Origin of the sequence: Peribacillus sp. ACCC06369 (genome assembly GCF_030348945.1) — a bacterium.
Taxonomy (GTDB): domain Bacteria; phylum Bacillota; class Bacilli; order Bacillales; family DSM-1321; genus Peribacillus.
Window position 1 is genome coordinate 3,671,590 of record NZ_JAUCEN010000002.1, and the last position, 18,805, is coordinate 3,690,394.

Annotated in this window: 18 protein-coding genes, 1 pseudogene and 1 riboswitch; of the genes and pseudogenes, 10 read left to right on the forward strand and 9 right to left on the reverse strand. The window is 36.5% G+C overall.

The features are described 5' to 3' along the window. Positions 1-86: 86 nt before the first annotated feature. From QUF78_RS18745 to QUF78_RS18760, 4 genes are all read right to left on the reverse strand, one after another. Positions 87-734 carry a hypothetical protein gene (locus QUF78_RS18745; RefSeq protein ID WP_289325839.1) on the reverse strand — a complete coding sequence of 216 codons (648 nt, stop codon included), beginning with the start codon at positions 732-734 and terminating at the stop codon, positions 87-89. A gap of 238 nt (positions 735-972) precedes the next feature. Further along, positions 973-1,665 carry an ABC transporter ATP-binding protein gene (locus tag QUF78_RS18750; RefSeq protein WP_289325840.1) on the reverse strand — a complete coding sequence of 231 codons (693 nt, stop codon included), beginning with the start codon at positions 1,663-1,665 and terminating at the stop codon, positions 973-975. Then, positions 1,662-2,039, reverse strand: coding sequence for a GntR family transcriptional regulator (locus QUF78_RS18755; protein WP_289325841.1), 378 nt, complete (start codon positions 2,037-2,039; stop codon positions 1,662-1,664). Before QUF78_RS18755 ends, QUF78_RS18750 begins: the two co-directional genes overlap by 4 nt. Positions 2,040-2,042: 3 nt before the next feature. After that, positions 2,043-2,831 carry a hypothetical protein gene (locus QUF78_RS18760; RefSeq protein WP_289325842.1) on the reverse strand — a complete coding sequence of 263 codons (789 nt, stop codon included), beginning with the start codon at positions 2,829-2,831 and terminating at the stop codon, positions 2,043-2,045. 154 nt (positions 2,832-2,985) lie between these two features. Here QUF78_RS18760 and tagU point away from each other — a divergent pair, with 154 nt between their 5' ends. Beyond that, the gene (gene tagU, locus QUF78_RS18765) at positions 2,986-3,915 is read left to right on the forward strand and encodes a polyisoprenyl-teichoic acid--peptidoglycan teichoic acid transferase TagU (RefSeq protein WP_289315569.1); all 930 of its coding nucleotides are present in this window, start codon (positions 2,986-2,988) and stop codon (positions 3,913-3,915) included. A gap of 467 nt (positions 3,916-4,382) precedes the next feature. Here tagU and QUF78_RS18770 read toward each other — a convergent pair whose 3' ends face one another. The 4 genes and pseudogenes from QUF78_RS18770 to QUF78_RS18785 form a co-directional block, all read right to left on the reverse strand. Continuing rightward, positions 4,383-4,631: a hypothetical protein gene (locus QUF78_RS18770; protein WP_289325843.1), complete on the reverse strand. Its 249-nt coding sequence runs from the start codon at positions 4,629-4,631 to the stop codon at positions 4,383-4,385. Positions 4,632-4,931: 300 nt separating this feature from the next. Beyond that, positions 4,932-5,063, reverse strand: a complete 132-nt coding sequence (locus tag QUF78_RS18775; RefSeq protein ID WP_289325844.1) for a YwzD family small protein — start codon at positions 5,061-5,063, stop codon at positions 4,932-4,934. Between the two features lie 939 nt (positions 5,064-6,002). Continuing rightward, positions 6,003-6,107, reverse strand: a complete 105-nt coding sequence (gene sinI / locus QUF78_RS18780; protein WP_289325845.1) for a DNA-binding anti-repressor SinI — start codon at positions 6,105-6,107, stop codon at positions 6,003-6,005. A gap of 17 nt (positions 6,108-6,124) precedes the next feature. Then, positions 6,125-6,208, reverse strand: a riboswitch (cyclic di-GMP riboswitch). 429 nt (positions 6,209-6,637) lie between these two features. Further along, positions 6,638-6,973 (reverse strand): annotated as a pseudogene (locus tag QUF78_RS18785) (ATP-binding cassette domain-containing protein); the annotation flags it as partial. A 791-nt stretch (positions 6,974-7,764) separates the two neighbouring features. On the opposite strand from QUF78_RS18785, the gene purF reads away from it, so the two are divergent. Continuing rightward, positions 7,765-9,135 carry an amidophosphoribosyltransferase gene (purF, locus tag QUF78_RS18790; protein ID WP_289325846.1) on the forward strand — a complete coding sequence of 457 codons (1,371 nt, stop codon included), beginning with the start codon at positions 7,765-7,767 and terminating at the stop codon, positions 9,133-9,135. Positions 9,136-9,813: 678 nt separating this feature from the next. On the opposite strand, the gene QUF78_RS18795 is transcribed toward purF, so the two are convergent. After that, positions 9,814-9,960, reverse strand: coding sequence for an anti-repressor SinI family protein (locus tag QUF78_RS18795; protein WP_289327356.1), 147 nt, complete (start codon positions 9,958-9,960; stop codon positions 9,814-9,816). Between the two features lie 1,096 nt (positions 9,961-11,056). Between QUF78_RS18795 and QUF78_RS18800 the strand changes: the two genes are divergently transcribed. The 8 genes from QUF78_RS18800 to QUF78_RS18835 all read left to right on the forward strand — a co-directional run bounded on the left by QUF78_RS18800 (position 11,057) and on the right by QUF78_RS18835 (position 18,802). Beyond that, positions 11,057-12,232 carry an acyltransferase family protein gene (locus QUF78_RS18800; protein ID WP_289325847.1) on the forward strand — a complete coding sequence of 392 codons (1,176 nt, stop codon included), beginning with the start codon at positions 11,057-11,059 and terminating at the stop codon, positions 12,230-12,232. A 76-nt stretch (positions 12,233-12,308) separates the two neighbouring features. Then, positions 12,309-13,052 carry a YveK family protein gene (locus QUF78_RS18805; protein ID WP_289325848.1) on the forward strand — a complete coding sequence of 248 codons (744 nt, stop codon included), beginning with the start codon at positions 12,309-12,311 and terminating at the stop codon, positions 13,050-13,052. After that, on the forward strand, positions 13,042-13,665 hold the full coding sequence (locus QUF78_RS18810; protein WP_289325849.1) for a CpsD/CapB family tyrosine-protein kinase: 624 nt from the start codon (positions 13,042-13,044) through the stop codon (positions 13,663-13,665). Before QUF78_RS18805 ends, QUF78_RS18810 begins: the two co-directional genes overlap by 11 nt. 104 nt (positions 13,666-13,769) lie before the next feature. Further along, on the forward strand, positions 13,770-14,321 hold the full coding sequence (locus QUF78_RS18815; protein WP_289327357.1) for a sugar transferase: 552 nt from the start codon (positions 13,770-13,772) through the stop codon (positions 14,319-14,321). A 22-nt stretch (positions 14,322-14,343) separates the two neighbouring features. Continuing rightward, positions 14,344-15,336, forward strand: coding sequence for an NAD-dependent epimerase/dehydratase family protein (locus QUF78_RS18820; RefSeq protein WP_289325850.1), 993 nt, complete (start codon positions 14,344-14,346; stop codon positions 15,334-15,336). Positions 15,337-15,353: 17 nt separating this feature from the next. Next, positions 15,354-16,820 carry an oligosaccharide flippase family protein gene (locus tag QUF78_RS18825; protein ID WP_289325851.1) on the forward strand — a complete coding sequence of 489 codons (1,467 nt, stop codon included), beginning with the start codon at positions 15,354-15,356 and terminating at the stop codon, positions 16,818-16,820. After that, on the forward strand, positions 16,801-18,057 hold the full coding sequence (locus QUF78_RS18830) for an O-antigen ligase family protein (protein WP_289325852.1): 1,257 nt from the start codon (positions 16,801-16,803) through the stop codon (positions 18,055-18,057). Before QUF78_RS18825 ends, QUF78_RS18830 begins: the two co-directional genes overlap by 20 nt. Then, a complete protein-coding gene (locus QUF78_RS18835) occupies positions 17,999-18,802 on the forward strand; it encodes a glycosyltransferase family 2 protein (RefSeq protein ID WP_289325853.1) in 804 nt (267 codons plus the stop codon). The genes QUF78_RS18830 and QUF78_RS18835 overlap by 59 nt, the downstream gene beginning before the upstream one ends. Positions 18,803-18,805: the final 3 nt, after the last annotated feature.

Consider the following 18,805-nt stretch of genomic DNA (forward strand, 5'->3'; position numbering starts at 1 on the left):
AAGCGGATATGTCAATTACGATTGCTAGCGGCATGTCCACTTTCATAAGAAGGCACAACAACTTTTTGGTTGCTGTACCTGTGTGGTCAATCTTCTTCTTTATAGATACCCTTCGATGCTTTAATCATATTTTCCAGCCACATTTTCTTAAATATATTCACACGACGGGGACTGCCATTCTCTTCACCCTCAGCTGAATTTTCTATAGAATCATTATCTTCTGCGGTGAGTTCATTTGTACCAATTTCGTCGGAAAGGATTTCGTCGGAAAGGATTTCGTCGGAAAGGATTTCATTCGAATTGCCTTCATCTGCTAAAATTTCCGTTGAGCTACTTTCATCTGATGACGAGCTTTCTGTTGAACTACTTTCATCTGATGATGAGCTTTCTGTTGAACTACTTTCATCTGATGAACTTTCCGTTGAACTACTTTCGTACGACGGGCTTTCCGTTGTACTATTTTCCTCTGTAGAGATCTCAATTGAATCACTCTCGTACGATGAGCTCTCTGTTGAATCACTCTCGTACGATGAGCTTTCCGTTGAATCACTCTCGTACGATGAGCTTTCCGTTGAATCACTCTCGTACGATGAGCTTTCCGTTGAATCACTCTCGTACGATGAGCTTTCCGTTGAATCACTCTCGTACGATGAGCTTTCCGTTGAATCACTCTCGTACGATGAGCTTTCCGTTGAATTACTTTCATACGATGAACTTTCAGTTGAATATTCCATTTATTTTTTAACCTCCAATATTTATTTAATCTTTAGGGATATCCGTACTGCATATATATGCGCCTTCTTTCTAATAGGGACTTTGCTTATCACCCATTTTAAGGTAAAACTACATTCTCTTATAAAAATTTGGCGATTCAATTTTACCTGGTCAATTTAATTAGATTCAAAGTTTTTTCTCCTTGCAAACAAAAAAATAGCCTCGGAATCGAAGCTACTTTACATTTTTCCCTTCATACTAGCTATGATGTCCCTTTAGCCAACCGACCACCGATTTCCCACTACTTTCGCGAAGGTCCTCGACATTTTCCTTGGAAATGATCTCGCCATCCTTAATCAGAATGACTTCATCAAGGATGTTTTCGATTTCCTCAATTTCATGAGTCGCCATAATAACCATTTGCCTTTCAAAATCGATAGAAGACAGCAAACACCGTACAATCGACTCCCTGACCATAACGTCCAACCCCGAGAATGGTTCATCCAATAATACGACCGGTGCCTCACGAGAAAGGGCTAGCACTAATTTAAGCCTTCCCCGATTACCTTTCGACATCGTACGGACCTTCTTCCGGTCATCCAATTTCATGAATGCCAGCATTTCAATTGCCTTATCCCGATTAAAATCAGCAAATTGCGATGCATGAAATTCAATATACTGACCTGCCGTAAAATTGGGATAGAAAAAATCAAGCTCTGTCAGATAAGAAACAACAGAAGCTGTCCTCCTGCTTACCGGCATCCCAGCGACCGTCACCTCACCATGATCCGGTTTCGCGAGACCCGCAATCAGTTTGAGCAATGTTGACTTACCGCTACCATTGGCTCCCAACACCCCATAAATCTGCCCCACTTCAAACTTGAGTGATACACCATCAAGGGCAGCAATGCTTCCATACCTTTTCGTTACATCATGCAGCTCAACTGTCATTCCGCATCCCCCTGCTTCTTCAGAAATTGCTGTACCGCCGCCAGCATTTCTTCTCTCGACAAGCCAATTTCTTTCATGTTCTCAACGAATGTCTCAATAACTTCCGTTTGAATCCGGGTACGCAGTGAAGCAATCAGCGCCGGATCATTTTTAACGAATGTACCTTGCCCCCTTCTCGTCTCCACAATTCCATCCCTCTCAATCTCGCTATAAGTACGCTGTATCGTATTCGGATTGACACCCATTTCAACAGCCATTTCGCGGACCGATGGCAATTTATCCCCACTCTTTATTTCACCCCGTACAATTGAATAACAAATTCGATCCGAAACCTGTAAATAAATCGGCTTTGATGCATGAAAATCCTCTGACATCCTTTACACCTCAATCTTTCGGTCCAGCAACCAACATGAAGCAAGGAACAATATCACTAATCCAATAACATCCAACCCGCTTGTCAAAAGTGAAATATTTCCCCCGCCTTCTATATAAACCTCCAACTTGGCTTGAGAAAAGCTAAACGACGAACCGCTAAAAGCCGGTACAGCCCATATATCATCCAGGTTCCGATATACCATTGTATGACCAACCCAATTTTTCAACAAAACCATTCCTATAAACAGAAGAGACACTAACAGCCAACGAATATTTTTAATAAGTTGAATCCTTGCGAGTGCATGATACACTACCCATAAAAACATCATAAGCACAGCTATGACAATACTAACCGCCGTCATAGCCCCTCCTAACTGTAACAGGCTACCTAATTCCGTAATATTCCTCACCTGAAAGTCTTGCTGAAAATAACTAGTCGGAACCTTAAAAGCCACAAAAACTAAACAGCTGGCAAATAAAATGGAAACCACTTGAAACAGCACACTTGACAATAATTTACTTCCAAGCAACATCGCTGCAGACTGGGGATTGTGAATCCACAATTGCGTCTTCCCATCGTAATTCAAACATCCAAAAATCAAAGAGAACATAATAAATGGCTGTAAGAACAAGATCACCCATGTACACATATAAAAAAGACCTGCAACTTCCAAAAACTTGGATGCTAAAAAAGAAATGAACACAAAGCCAACTTGCGCAACCAACAACCACAGAAGTGCGGATTTCCCGATCAACCACTCCTTTTGCACTAAACCTTTAAATGAATTCAACTTCCCAACCCCTTCAGAATTGTTCTAGTTACATAGTACACAGTTACACCAAAATATGTCAAAGGTATTATAAAATAGTAAAATATACTATTATTTTATATTGAAATTAAATATAATGGATGAAGTGGTTACAAATTGAGGAAGGAAGTAAAATATGAGACATGAAAAAAAGAAGAAAAAGAAACGGACATGGCTGAAGGTAGTTGGTATAATTGTCCTACTTTTTATATTAGCAGGCGGAGCCTTTGCCTACTCCGTATGGAATTCACTGACAAAAACCGTTGACACGATGCATACACCAATAGACCGTACCACGGATAAACGAACCAAAGACCTTGCACTATCAGATCAGGAGCCATTCTCGATGCTCATGCTCGGTGTCGATGAACGTGATGGCGACAAAGGCCGTTCAGATACAATGATCGTCTTGACAGTCAATCCACAAAAGAAATCGGTCAAAATGCTAAGCATTCCGCGTGATACACGGACCGAGATTGTCGGTCATGGTACACAGGATAAAATTAACCATGCATTTGCCTTCGGCGGCGCGAAAATGTCCATGGATACCGTTGAAAACTTCCTTGATATCCCGATCGACTATTATATGAAGATCAATATGGAAGGCTTTAAGGATATCGTTGACGCAGTCGGCGGCGTGACTGTCCAAAACGATTTGGACTTCACCTATGAAGGCGTCCATTTTGCAAAGGGAAGCATTAATCTAAATGGGGAAGATGCACTTAAATATTCGCGAATGAGATATGAAGATCCGAATGGTGATTATGGCCGTCAATCCAGACAACGTTCCATCATCGAGGCTGTCATCAAGGAAGGCGCTAGCCTTTCATCATTGACGAAATACGATGATGTATTCGCTGCATTAAGTAAAAATATCCAGACGAATTTGACGTTTGATGACATGATGGACATCCAAAAGAACTACAGGGACGCAAGCAAAAGCATAACCCAAGCAACCATTCCAGGAAATGGAACGAAAATCGACGGAGTCTACTATAATATTGTGTCGGATGAACAAAAAGAAAAGGTTCAATCCGAATTAAAAGAACAATTATCCATCAAATAAGAAAAAATGAAAGAGCTGTCCGGACCCGCATCCTGACAGCTTTTTCATTTTCCCCGTCCAATATTCTGACAAAAAACGAACACCAATTGTAGAGATTTGTTGGAATTTTTGTTGTTTATTAGGCATGAAAAGACGGTATAATCTAATATGAGCTGAAAATTCCATCTTCCCCTTGCCCCTTTAAATCACTTGACCTATTATTCTATGGACCCGGAATTCCATCAACCACCATTCATCAACTATAATAAATAATCCTAAACAAAAGGAGCGGATTTACATGAAAATCAAAGCAGGCAGCTGGGCTATGCTAAGCACACAGGACAAAATGTTTATTCTTAAAGCCATCAGTGATCGTTCAAGAATGAAATATGTTTCATGAGAAATAGATCTTATCATTGCTACACGAGAGCATCACCTCTCCCTTTTCAATAAAACGAACTTGAGCCTGAAAAAGGAGAGGAATCTATTCAATCTGGTGATCCCATAACAAACGCCATTCGCCTTATTCTTTCACGGCATGTAAACATCCCAAAGCGAGAATTGAAGACCTGTGTAACTGGAATTTCATAGGCCGTTTTATGCTGCCTCCCATCCTTATCCAGCCTCCAGTTCTTCACTTTCTTAAATTGGCCTACATCATACTGAAAGGTCTGCACTTCCATATGCTGGCGCTGGACCGATTTTAGATCTGCAGGTTCGGAAAACCGAAACTTCACTTCAAAGCTTAACAAATCCCCGGACTTCCAAAAAAATGATACAAGCTCGCCGATACTCCTATAGGAATCTTACCTTGTCTCCTCACCTCATCGCCCTCACAGGTTATCATTCATTTATATATAAGGATAACGACAAAAAAGAAGCATGTTGGTAGACATGCTCCTTACGTATATGTACCGAAAAAGATTTCTAGATTCTATGACGCCTTCTCCGATAAAAGAAAAGAAAACAGAAGATCCCTAGCAAACCGCCAAACGTGTCCAGCATGACATCCTGCCATAAAGATGAAGATCTACCAATCATATACTATTAGGTTCTTCAATGATCCCGCTTAATTTCTCCTTAAGCTCCTCCACAAGTTCATTTACAGTAACATCTTGTCCAGACTCACCCTTGGCAAAAGTGTCTTTTAAAATATCAAAAAAATCCATTAGAAATTTCCACTCCAATATATAATTGAGCCACCATTTCATACTGTTGTCCTAATCCTTTTTTCAAAAATAAGGAATATAGCTCATTTATTTGATAATCACATATATAGTAGGGATTGGCAAGCGGAATCTACTATATTATCAGAAAAGTAACTAAAAATTAACATTCCCTTAATAATCAGAGTGGGAAGGAATACTACTAGTCAATATGTGTGGATAAAAGAAAACAAAAAAAGGACCGATTCCTCAGCCCCTTCGATACCCCGAATTATGATCGTCCCATAAAATAAGTCATTAATGAAATTAAAACTAACGTAATGGTAATATAAGTCCCAATAAAAATTTTCTTGCTTCTCTGTTTCTTTTCATAAACTTCCTCGAACGTAATGAATTTGATTTTTTTCATCAAATATCTCCTTTTACTTTGATAGCAGCTATCTGACATCGCCTACCGCGAAGTCCCTTAGCTTGATCTTTATAGTGTAGTATCGGCACATAACCAATGATATTTAGGTAATATTAACTATTTTTTTATAGGCTATATTTCTTAAATCTGTATAAGGTTAAGTCAACTTGAAAACACATTATGTACATTTAGTAAATTCAATGACCATTATGGTAAATCCTGCCTAGCCATTTAAATAATCTGAATTTATTAAGCGCTTACTTTATAAAATTCATTATTATTTTTATCCACCGAAAAATGACAACCATAATGGTACACTGAATAAAGTTCTCCACATTAATCCTTTTATAAAAGCATTAAGTCCATCCATAATAAAAATCCCTCTCAATTAGGTTGCATTTTTATAATTGTCCCCATGTTCTTTATTCTAGATACCTTTTACGGTAATTTTCCCGATATTGAAAATAAAAAAAGAAGACTGAATAACAGCCTTCCCTAACGTAATTTTTATCCCCTGATTTGCTTTTTCCAGTTCATTTTCCTTTTATGAAATCCCGCACTTCTTCAATAGATAATCCTAAATTTTCAGCCTCTAAAATTAGATAAACCCATTCTTCCCGTTCATTGTTAGCTTCCATGATAAATCCACCCAACTTGTGGTAACACAGCCGTCTTAGCATTTAGCCTTAGACCTGTAATTTTGCGTCCCTACTTTTCAATAGGTTTGCCCTTCTCAAGAATATTTCACATTAATTATTAACCAAGATTAATAAATCTCTTGAATCCATGATTCCTTGGTGCTAAATAAAGCATCATGCCCTCAAAGAATTTACCCTTAATTAAAACTATATTAATATTAATTATACTTAAAAACGTAATAATAGCACTTAATATTATTCGTTTTTTTCTGCCATTTTTCAACATCTTTCATCACAAAGTGACATCACAATGTAAAAACACTGGTATAATGCACTTTCTTTACAACTCTTTTATTAAAAATAGATTTATAATAACTATAATTTGCTCGAATTTACTATTCTAAAAAAATAATATTTTGAATTAAGTGGGCGAAGTGATTCAGTTTTAATTTATTTCCACTAAGAATAAAGCCAGCATTACAAACCATAATATGCCTGTAACCTGACTGTTCGTGAACTCTAGTAAATATTTACACACTTGATTCCCTTTGGATACCTAATAAATTGCTAAACATCCCTTTTTTTTCATTCGCCAACTGGTTATATTCACCGACCTGAATGATTTCTCCCTGTTCCATGACCAACACTTGATCGGCATTGCGAATCGTCGATAATCGATGAGCTATGACGATCATTTTTCCTTTTAATCTTTCAATAGCGGATTGAATCTTCGCTTCGTTCTCCGTATCCAAAGCACTTGTTGCTTCATCCAAAACCAGGATGGCCGGTTTGCGTAAAATCGCTCTGTCTAGTACCAGACGCTGCCTTTCTCCTCCCGATAGTCGGACACCTCGATCTCCGATAATTTCTTATCTTATAAAACTGATCTAACCGAGAAATAACAACCACAACGGAAAGCTTAAAAGCGTTCCCCACAGTAGTCCCACAACAAGAACTTCTGAAAATAAAGATCTTCTCTTTTGTAGTCTTAGGACTCTTAGCTCCTTTGACTACCCATTTAGACAAAAGGAGAGCTTCCTGCATACTTCCTCATTCACCTTCTTAACACAAAAAAAGGACTGATTTCTCAGCCCTATTTTACATCCGTTATGATTTACCAAGAAAAAAAGTCAATAAAGAAATCAAAATTAAAATAATAGTAATATAAGACCCAATAAAAATTTTCTTACTTCTTTCTTTCTTTTCATAAGCTTCCTCGAACGTAATAAATTTGTTTTTTGTCATCAAATATTCTCCTTATATTTTGATGGCAGCTATCTGACAACGCTTTCAGCGAAGTCCCTTTGCTTGATCTTCATATTAAAGTATCGACCAAACGGCAAAAATATTAACTGTATTATTCACTATTTTTATACTGAGCTAGATTTTATAAATTAATATCAGTTCTTTACTATATAGTTTACTATAAATCATACAAAATACATTAATTCAATATATTCCATTATACCCAAAAGTCTTTTATACCAAGATATCAATTCAATAATGCAAAGCAAATATCCCTACCTGTTGCATAGAACTATTTTTAGAGCTGCAATTTGATTAATCCCTATCCATTTACTGATTAGTAAATAAAAAGGATAGAAATTCACCTTTTGCCAAAAATAACAAAAAGGATATCAACGGGAGGAAGAGAAAAATGGATTCAGAAATGCAGGAGAAATGCGGGGTATTTGGAGTGTTTAATCACTCCAAAGCAGCCGAATTAACTTATTATGGACTTCATGCACTTCAACACCGTGGTCAGGAGAGTGCAGGAATTGTGGCTAGTGATGGGAAATCATTCAGGAATCACAGGGGAATGGGATTAGTTACCCAAGTATTTTCACGGGACATCCTTGATGGATTAAGGGGAAATATGGCCATTGGTCATGTACGATATTCAACTTCTGGTGAAAGTTTATTGCAAAACGCACAACCTCTCGTTTTTAAATATAGCGAGGGGGACCTGGCTGTTGCTCATAATGGCAACCTCGTAAATGCAAGGATAGAACGGGATGTGTTACAACAGCAGGGAAGCATATTTCAAACAACAACTGATACTGAAATTATTGCTCAATTAATAGCTCGTTCAAGTAAAAAGCATTTCGCAGAAAGCGCACCTGATATTCTTAAACGTCTCGACGGTTCATTTGCCTTGATTATAATGACTGAAAAACAAATGCTAATTGCCCTGGATCGTCATGGGTTACGTCCGCTTAGCCTTGGAAAAATTGGTGAATCAATCATCGCCTCCTCAGAAACATGCGCTTTAAATGCGGTTGATGCTAAGTTCTGGCGGGAAGTTGAACCAGGGGAATGGCTTCTTATAGATGAAAATGGAATCCAAACTGGAAGATTTGCGGAAAAAGGTAAGGTTTCCCTTTGTTCCTTTGAATTTGTCTATTTTGCCCGTCCAGATAGCGTTATTCAAGGAAGAAGTGTCTTAACAATCCGGAAGGAATTAGGTGGAATTCTGTCAAGAGAACATCCGACACAAGCTGATGTTGTCGTTGCAGTTCCCGAATCAAGCGTCCCTGCCGCCATTGGTTTTTCTCAACAATCAGGAATTCCATATGAAATGGGGATTATTAAAAACCCTTATGCTGGTCGTTCATTTATTGAGCCCACGCAAGAATTGCGCGACTTAGCTGTTCGACTGAAATTAAGCGCTGTGCAAGAAATTTTGGAAGGAAAAAGGGTGGTATTAGTCGATGATTCGATTGTTAGGGGAACGACAAGCAAGCGCATTGTCCAATTGATTAGGCAAGCAGGTGCCAAGGAAGTCCATGTAAGAATTAGTTCACCTATGGTTAGAAACCCTTGTTTTTATGGAGTGGATATGCCAACTAAGGAAGAACTATTTGCCAACAAACACGAACACGAACGAGCTATGGGAAAGGTTATCGGGGCAGATTCATTAGCCTTTTTAAGCACCGATGGGTTATTAGAGGCAGTAGATGTAGATCTTGGAGAAACTAGCAGCCGCTGTATAGCCTGTTTTAGTGGTGCTTACCCAACTAATATTTGAAATGATACAGCTTAAGTAGGATAAAAATGGCAGCACCGCACAAAAACAACCGTCTTTGTGTGATTCCTGCCATTTTCCTACTATTAAACCTTGGAATTTGTCACTGTTTTCTCATACCACTTACAATTATTTACCTCTCTCTTTCTTTCTCTCTACAAATGGATAGGCCCCACTTATCTATACAACTTTTTTAAGGTGTTTATGCTGAGCCGGGATTTAAGACATTCGTGTTACTAGGGGCGGAATTTTGCCGCCGACTGCCTTCAGATATGAAGGTCACCCTGCCTTACTCTTGGTCTTAAGATATAGCTACTATTGTCTTCACTGTTCAGGACCTGCATCCTATAGCCCACTTACCTGCAGGCAAAACACTATGAATAAAAGACTCGGCGTAATGTGTCTCTTCTACTTTACAACAACCACTTCCAACTTATTTAGAATGTGACCTTCACACTTTACTAACTCCATACTTACAATTTCCGAACAATACTATAGATTAGAACAATTTTTTTCTAACTAAAAAGGAACTCTTAGGTATCAGCCCACACAAATGAATAATTTTGTTGATAACATCGCTACAACCACAAGCTTTTAAGTTATAACAAAAGTGAACAGTAGAATCCAGTTCAAAAAAAAGCTGAATGACAGCCATCAAAAGTATATATATTTTTTGTTTTTCTAATTCTTGTGGAGCTGATTAATCAAGTTCTGTTCGTTCTGAATAAAATCTCTCACTTCTTGAATGGAAAAACCTAAACTTTTTGCTTCCAAAATTAAATTAACCCATTCTGCATCAATTTTTTTTCTGCATATCTTCTTTTTCACCCTATTTGTGGTAACACAGCCGTCTGAGCATAGCCTTAGACCTGTAATTTTTTTCAATAGGTTTGCGTTTCTCAAGAATATTTAACATTATGATTTTCCAATTTAGTTTCATGGCACAAAATCTGCGATTCTAACTTTTTATGAAGTCGACATACCCCACGACATTTTTTGCTAAGTATTTAATACTATATTCATGTTAATTATACTTAAAAATCTTTCGATTAATTAAAATACTTTTTGTTAATTTCCGTCATCATTCTACAATATTCTTCAAAAAAAAAACAACTAATTATTAGGAATTTTTGATTCATCACAAACAAGCTTAACCGCGCAATAATATTAAATAATTGATTACTTTAACTTTCTTCGACGTTTATTAAAAACTTTCATAAAAATACTTCCTTCTTCTGTTTTAAAAAATTTAACTCCAACTAATTTTAAAGGTGTCCATATTTCTCTCATTTGGTATAAAGGCATTAAAAATCATCCTTTCTTCTATAACTCATTAATTGAGCTTTTGCTTTTAATAGGTATATATATAAATAGTAGAATTTATTATTTTACATTTTTTGTACTTTATTTTATATCCTGCGATAGAATTTACAGGTTACTTCATAACCCTTAACGAACAAGCCGTTCTTTATAAAGAAAAATTAAATTGAACTTACCATCTCTACATTATTATGTCAATTGGTTTCATTATTAAAACTATTTGCATATCTAGTAATTTGTTTCCCTCATTACAGGAATAATAAACATCCCCTGTATGTCTAATCCTTAACTTGCTAGCTGATCCCCAAACTGCCATATCTAAAGTAAATTTAGGTTAGTAAGAATAGGTTTTATCCATTGGCCAAAGGCCTGAAATCTCTTATTCTAGGGCATGATGTGTTCCTACTTTCAACTATTCTCCTTTTTATTAATTGCCAGTAGCTTTTATTCGACCATTAAACATTTCAAAAACGAGCTTGAAAATTAGGATATGATGGCTAACTTAATATTTTTTTGTCTATTTATGTTTGTTTTAAAGAACTAACTATACTTTATTGAGAACAAGTGCTATATTATAAAAAAAACGGTTTATATGGAGGAGGATATGACTAGATATGAGGAATTTGACTCATTAAGGGGTTTAGCCGCTCTCATTGTATTAATCGGGCATTATTTGATGGTATATCCTTCATATGCTAATTATCAGTATGATTCAAACAGCTCCTACTTGATTTATTTGTTCAAGGAAACTCCTCTACGCCTTTTTTTCAGTAGTGGAAATGAGTCTGTCATTCTATTCTTTGTATTGAGTGGTTTTGTTTTGTATTTATCAGTTAATAGTGCTAAATTCCACTATTCTACATACTTAATAAAACGAGTCTTTCGAATTTATATACCATATCTAGTAGCAATAAGCGCGGCTATATTGGCGAAAATACTTTTAAGCCATATTGATTTGCCCTTTATCACTGACTGGTTTAGTAAATCTTGGACAGGCCTGGATACTCCTTCCTTATTAATAGAACATCTTTTGTTTATTGGGCATTACAATACAGACGCCTATAACAATGTTATCTGGTCCCTTGTTCACGAGATGAGAATTTCGATTATATTTCCTTTACTGATTTTTTTATTTGTACGAAAAAAGCTTAAATACTCTTTATTATGGCTTTTTGTTTTAATTTTTTCATCGACTTTTTGTTTATATTTAGTTGGTTCCGGTGTGGATATAACCAGCATTCTTCTAAGTTTCCACTATAGTACTCTTTTTTTAATGGGAGCTATATTGGCGAAATATCGCCATGAACTTTTTGCGTATACCTTGAAAATGAAAAAACCTGTAAAAATTGCATTGTTGTTGGGGGCAATTATCTGTTTTATGTACGAAGGCATCATTGGCGAAGTGGATTTATTGAACAATTATATTTTCAGGGATTATGTGGTCTCGATCGGTGTTTGCATATTTATTATCATGAGCGTATCTTCCCAAAAAATTTCAACGCTCTTAAGGTCAAGTTTGCTAACTCTTCTCGGTAAAATTTCATATAGTTTGTATTTGTACCATCTTATATCGTTATTCTCATTCATGTACCTATTCTATAATAAGCTACCTACCGGTTTAATATTGATTTTTTCCTTTTTCTTTTCTTTGTTACTCTCTACAGTGTCCTATCAATTAGTGGAAAAACCATGCATGAGCCTTGGATCGTATTTCACGAGAAACAAACAAAAAACAGTAATAACCAAAGATCCGATAGCTCTAAAACGCAAAATAGGATAATTGCTTACTATTCTATAAAAATTCTCAGCAAGTTTAGAACATATTCTTACTATCTCTAAAAAAAGTGGTGAAATCGATGAATGAAAAGTTAAAAATAAAAGATTTTATACGAATCTTAAAGAAGCGAATATTTATCATTATTCTTTCTACACTTTGTATTACTGGTTTCATTATTTTTTCGTCCATGTACCTTATGAAACCAACTTATCAGTATTCCACTCAAGTTCTGGCAGGATCTTTAAGCATGGATGAAAAGGAAGCTTCCATAAACAAAGTTCAAGAAAACAGACAGCTTGCCCTTTCATATATGGACATCATTAAAAGTCCGCAGATCATGATAGGGGTTAAAGAGGAATTGAACCTTAAGGCTTCAAGCTATGACTTACTTAAGCAAGTTTCCATTACAAATAGAGATAATTCCCAAATCATCACGATTACCGTCAAGGATTCGAATCCTGAATCTGCTAAGGACATTGCCCAGACAGTCGCGAGGCATTCGATATCTAATTTTAAAGACCTTACAAACGTTAAACAGATTAGTATTCTCAATGATAATAAAATGGGACAAGCAGAACTTCTTTTCCCAAAACCGAAATTCATCATAGCCATTTCAATCGTAATAGGCTTTTTCGCTGGAATAGGCTTAGCACTTCTTAGAGAACATTTTGATGATTCGACCTACTCCGATAGAGAGCTTGAACTTCTTGGAATTCCATTATTAGGAAGGCTGGATTTGAATACCAAAAGATTAAACAGAAAACGTAAAATAACTTATAAAACCTTACCTTCCACAAAACGGGGTGAATATAGTGAGTATTAAATTTTCAAGGAAACAATCCTTTTACCTAAATGAAATCAATAAAGAGCAATTTTATTCGATATGTAACAATATCGAGTCCAACCTTCATAAAGACAATTTAATATTAATGATTACATCCATATCACATTCACAGAATATTGCCAATGCTACCGCGTACTTAGCACTTGCCTTTTCTGAGCAGCGTAAACGAGTGCTGGTTGTGGATGCTAATCTGCGTCAACCTTCGCTTCATCAGGTGTTTAATATCGATAATTCATTCGGTTTGACCAATTTGCTTTTAAATGAGAAGCCCAATTTTAACGAACATGCTATACATATAAAGGGTCATCTATTCTGTATACCTACAAGCGAAGTCATTTATGAACCTGCAACATTATTAACATTAGAGACCCTTCCCACTCTGATTGAAGAGTGGAAAAAGAATTTTGACCTCATTTTATTTCATACATCGGACAGTTTAAATAAACCTGATGCAAATATCGTTGCTAAATATTGTGATGGCATAATTTTAGCGATACAAGAAGGAAGAGATAAGTTAGAGAAAATATCAGGTGTGAAAATGCAATTTGAACGGGCAAATCTTGAAATTTCTGGATCAATGATCATTTCTTAAATCAGGGAGGGTAATAAGTGGATTCGAAAGCCAGAGTCGATAGACAGAAAGAAATCCTGATAAAACACCTATCGACATCATCATATTTTAATCTAAAGCGCACAATGGATTTTATCATCTCTTTTTTTATGCTGATACTTACAGCACCTATTTTATTTTTATTTTGCATTCTTATCCCTATTGATTCAACTGGCTCCCCTTTTTATTATCAACAAAGACTGGGATTGGATGGAAAGCCTTTCAATATGATTAAACTGCGTTCCATGGGCATCGATGCCGAAAAAAATGGACCGACGTGGGCAAGTGATAATGATTCTAGGGTTACAAGAATAGGAGCCTTTATACGAAAAACACGCATTGATGAAATCCCTCAGCTAATAAATGTTTTAAAGGGTGATATGTCACTCATCGGTCCAAGACCTGAAAGAGAATATTTCTATAAAGAATTCGAAAAGTTTTTGCCTGGCTTTAAAAACCGTTTATATGTAAAACCAGGAATAACAGGATGGGCACAAGTAAATGGGGGGTATGATTTAACGCCAAAAGAAAAGCTGGATTTTGACCTCTATTATATTCAACACCGCTCATATGCTATGGAAATCAAGATTTTGTTCCGAACATTGACCATAGTCTTTACTGGTAATGGAGCTAGATAATCTAAAAAAGGGGTAGTGAAAAATGAATAAAGTACTAGTAACTGGGGGCTTTGGCTTTATTGGCTCTCATATTGTCGATATATTAATCCGTAATAATTATGAAGTGGCTATATATGATAACCTATCTACCGGATCTATCGGGAATGTCCATGCAAAAGTCACTCCCTTCTTTGGAAATGTTGAAGATGAGGTCTTACTTGAAAAAGCGATGGAGACATTTAGGCCTGACTATGTCATTCATCAAGCTGCACAAGTTAGCGTACAACAATCAATTTCGGATATTACGAATGATGCACGGATCAATATCATGGGAACTATAAACATCGCTAAACTCTCTCACAAGTATGCCGTAAAAAAGATCGTGTTTGCCTCATCAGCGGCTGTATATGGAAATGCTGATGTTATGCCAATTACCCTATCACATCTTACTTCTCCATTATCACCATATGGTGCATCTAAAAAAACGGCAGAGGATTATCTAAAGCTTGCTAAAGAATTATACGACTTAAATTATGTGAACCTTCGATACAGTAATGTCTATGGACCAAGACAGACAGCAAGCGGTGAAGGCGGTGTTATATCTATCTTCACTAATCTAGTCATTAATAATGAGCGGCCCGTTATTTATGGGGACGGCACGCAAACGAGAGATTTCATCTATGTAAAGGATGTAGCTGATGCCAATCTGAAAGCGTTGGAATCTGAAGGAAGCGGCACCTTCAATGTCTCATCAACCACTAGTACAAGCATCAAACAATTATTCTCGATTATTCAATCCTTTGGCAGCCATGATTTAGCTCCTATTTATCAGCCAGCCAAAAATGGGGATATCAAAGAAAGCTTACTCTGTAATAAAACGACCATTCAAAAATTGGGTTGGCACCCCGTTCATTCACTTGAAAGCGGTCTTGCTAGCACATATGAATATTATTTAAATCAAAATCAGCCTTCTTTAACCACCAAGACACTTCATTCACCTGCACCAATACTCAAGCCAACGACTTTATCGTCATAATATCGGGAGCAAAAAAAGTGAATACAAAGAAGAACTCTATTATAAAAAACATTGTCCATTTATTTTACAGCACAATTCTTTCCAATGTTCTAAATGCGGCCACCCTCATTTTATTAGCTAATTATTTTAACTCAAAAAACTATGGGATTTTTAGTATAGCACTAGCTCTTGCCATGGTCATGAACTTTTTTACGGACCTTGGGACAAGTAATACTTTTCTAAGGGAAGGAACGAAGAAGGAAAACTTAGGGAGAACGTTTTCTTCTTATATAAAGATTCGGCTTGTTTGCTCCCTTTTAACCTTTTTTGTTTTCTTTGCCGGTATACGTATTCTTTATCAAGAACAACAAATTCTTTATATGATATATAGCCTAATGATCCCGATGGTCATTGGCCTGGCGATGCAAAGTATTGGGATCACCTATTTTCAATTAATTGAAAGGATGCAATTCATTGCATCGATAAAAATCTGCTCTTCTTTTGCTTTAATACTTTCAACCACAGTGAGTATGGGCTTAAAAGTGGATGTGCATCTAGCAGCCTTTTTATATGGATTTTCTTATTTAGCAGGTGGATTTTACAGCCTTTATTTACTGCTGAAAAAAGCGAAAATAAAATGGAAATCTCCTTTTGAAAAAAAATTATTAACTAATCTTAGTCCGTTTTTAATAAGTGGGTTATTTATTATGCTAACCCCTCAATTGGGCCCATTAGTGCTAGAAAAAACACTGCCTTTAGCGCTGGTCGGTCTCTTTGCAGTAGCCTATCGGATTCCTTCTGCTTTATACCAAATACCTGGGGTAATTGCAGGCGCTTTTTTTCCGCTTTTATTTAAGCGATACAACCAAGGTGAGCTTGCAGAACACACAAGATTGAATATCCTGCAAATGAAAATCATGTCCTATATCGGTATGTGCATGACTATAACCTTATTCTACTTGGCTACTTATCTCGTCACCATTTTATTCGGAGCCGAGTGGGGATCTGCGGTTCAGCCTTTAAAAATATTGGCCTTTATAATCGTTCTGCAAGGCTTTAACATTGCCATTGCTGACGGTCTCACGACAAGGGGATTACAGAACCGGCGTACAATTGTCCAGTTTATAACCATCACCGTTGGTTTGGTTTCCTTTTATTTTTTGAGCGTCAACTATGCAGTAGCTGGTTCAGCTTTTGCCGTGCTAACCATGGAAATCGTCTCATTCATTGGCTATGTCGCTGCCAACCCAGAAAAAAGAATGGTTTTCTTCAAGGTGATCCTTCCGTATGGTACCTTCTTTTCTATTAGTTTCATCCTGATGCACAACTTATTATCCAAGTATCCTTTTATAGCGATGATTTCTAGCATCATTTTTGTCACTGCTCTAATTATGCTGCTCGATAAGAGCATTAAGCAACTAATCGTTGGCTTCATAAAAAAGAAAAATGAAACCAAACATTTACAAGATGGGAGACAAAAAGAGAATGGAAAGATTGCTAATTAATAAAAACACCTCTATGTGGTCAGTCTTTCTCTTGTTATTTTTTATTACACTCAGTAAATATAATATCTCCATCGGTTTTTCTTTAAAAATTTACATGATTTTTCTAGCCATTTTCTTCTGCATTCATTTTCGGGATTTTTATTTCCAAACCCTTTATCATTATGAAATCCTATTGCTTTTATTTTATTTTACCTATTGTCTGAGCGGCGCTTTTTCTCAATATCCTGAATCAAGCATTCGGGTCATCCTAGGAGTGATACTCGTACTTGGCTGTTATTTCATCATGAGATATGTACTGGAGCTAACAACATTAAGTGCCATTGAGAATTCGATTGCAAATGTCGGGATCATCTTTAACGTCATTAGCCTTTTATTGTACATCATCGGCATAAAGGTGACAGGAAGATTTCCGACTGGTGTCGAGATTACTTCATATGGATTATTATTGGACCGGGATTATCCAAGATTAATCGGTTTGCTGGATGATCCAAACATCTTCATTTTTTTTAACACAATCTTTTTTTCCTTTTATTTAACCAATTTAAAGGGATTCAAGAATTCGATTGGATTCCTCCTATGTATGATTACTTCCCTTCTTACTTTTTCAAGAGGTGGAATTTTAGCGCTTGTACTGGTGGTCTTTTTGTACATGCTGTTAGCTAATTTCTCAAAAAAAATCAAAATGTTAGCCGTTTCCTTATTATTTCTAACGGTAATATTTGTTGCTGGATCTCTTATCAAAATAGATTTCAATGAAATCATCACGAGCCGCATTACTGACTTTTCAACTGATGGGGGCAGCGGCAGGTTTGAATTATGGGGGCAGGCGATCAACTACTTTATGTCCAATCCCCTTTTTGGCATTGGCGCTTTTAATTTTTCCGATTATTACGCTTTCGAGCATAATGAAAAGCTATATGTTCACAATACGTATCTCGAGGTTTTAGTAGAGTCTGGAATCATTGGTTTTCTTTTTTACCTTTCCTTTTTATTGATGCTTTTCATCACCTTATTTAAGTCTAAATTACATAAAGAAAAACCTTTCATTGTACTTACCCTTTTTGCTTTCTTGATACAGATGATGTCCCTTTCACTCATGATTAATGAGGCATTTTTTTCCTTTTTAGCACTAGCTTTAAAATATATTTCCGTATATGAAAGAAAAGAGGTGGAATGTAATGAACTACAGCAAAAAGGACGACAGACCCCTGGTTTCGGTGATAACTCCCTCGTATAACAGCTCGTCTTTTATTATAGAAACCATAAAAACTGTCCAAGATCAAACCTACTTTAACTGGGAGATGATCATTGTTGACGATCAATCAAAGGATGACTCGGTTCATGTCATTAAATCTTATGCAGATAAGGATTCAAGGATCAGACTTATCCCCTTATCTAAGAATGTCGGGGCTGCCCGTGCTAGGAATATAGCCATTAAAGAAGCACATGGAGATTATATTGCATTTCTTGATAGTGATGATCTATGGCTCCCAACTAAACTGGAAGAACAAGTCACATTTATGCAAAAGGGAAATCTTGCTTTCTCTTTCACCTCCTATTCTTTAATAGATGAAGAAGGAAAGTCTCTTGATGTTGAAGTAAAGGCACCTAAAGCGGTGGATTATAAGTATCTGATTGGAAATACAACAATTGGCTGTTTAACCGTGATGCTGGATAAGCTGCAAATCAAGCATATTGAAATGCCCGATATTCAGCCAGAGGATACTGCTTTATGGCTGTTACTGTTACGACAAGGATATAAAGCGCATGGCTTACCGAAAGTCTTATCCAAATATCGTATTGTTAGTAACTCTACTTCCAGGAATAAATTTAAAGCTGCTTACCGATATTGGAAGCTGTTACGAAACCAGGAAAAGTTAAACTTTATTAAAGCAAACTTTTATTTTAGCAAATACGCCTATAACGCTTACAACAAAAACAGAGGTTCACAGCCTGCCTCTTTACTAAATGGAGGGAAATAAGAA

What these genes read in the sequence shown, in the direction of transcription:
- QUF78_RS18755 (WP_289325841.1), bottom strand. Translation starts at nt 2,039, where the DNA reads ATGTCAGAGGATTTTCATGCATCAAAGCCGATTTATTTACAGGTTTCG.
- QUF78_RS18820 (WP_289325850.1), top strand. Translation starts at nt 14,344, where the DNA reads ATGAATAAAGTACTAGTAACTGGGGGCTTTGGCTTTATTGGCTCTCAT.
- tagU (WP_289315569.1), top strand. Translation starts at nt 2,986, where the DNA reads ATGAGACATGAAAAAAAGAAGAAAAAGAAACGGACATGGCTGAAGGTA.
- QUF78_RS18830 (WP_289325852.1), top strand. Translation starts at nt 16,801, where the DNA reads ATGGAAAGATTGCTAATTAATAAAAACACCTCTATGTGGTCAGTCTTT.
- purF (WP_289325846.1), top strand. Translation starts at nt 7,765, where the DNA reads ATGGATTCAGAAATGCAGGAGAAATGCGGGGTATTTGGAGTGTTTAAT.
- QUF78_RS18745 (WP_289325839.1), bottom strand. Translation starts at nt 734, where the DNA reads ATGGAATATTCAACTGAAAGTTCATCGTATGAAAGTAATTCAACGGAA.
- QUF78_RS18835 (WP_289325853.1), top strand. Translation starts at nt 17,999, where the DNA reads ATGAACTACAGCAAAAAGGACGACAGACCCCTGGTTTCGGTGATAACT.
- QUF78_RS18800 (WP_289325847.1), top strand. Translation starts at nt 11,057, where the DNA reads ATGACTAGATATGAGGAATTTGACTCATTAAGGGGTTTAGCCGCTCTC.
- sinI (WP_289325845.1), bottom strand. Translation starts at nt 6,107, where the DNA reads ATGGAAGCTAACAATGAACGGGAAGAATGGGTTTATCTAATTTTAGAG.
- QUF78_RS18775 (WP_289325844.1), bottom strand. Translation starts at nt 5,063, where the DNA reads ATGGATTTTTTTGATATTTTAAAAGACACTTTTGCCAAGGGTGAGTCT.
- QUF78_RS18805 (WP_289325848.1), top strand. Translation starts at nt 12,309, where the DNA reads ATGAATGAAAAGTTAAAAATAAAAGATTTTATACGAATCTTAAAGAAG.
- QUF78_RS18815 (WP_289327357.1), top strand. Translation starts at nt 13,770, where the DNA reads ATGGATTTTATCATCTCTTTTTTTATGCTGATACTTACAGCACCTATT.
- QUF78_RS18750 (WP_289325840.1), bottom strand. Translation starts at nt 1,665, where the DNA reads ATGACAGTTGAGCTGCATGATGTAACGAAAAGGTATGGAAGCATTGCT.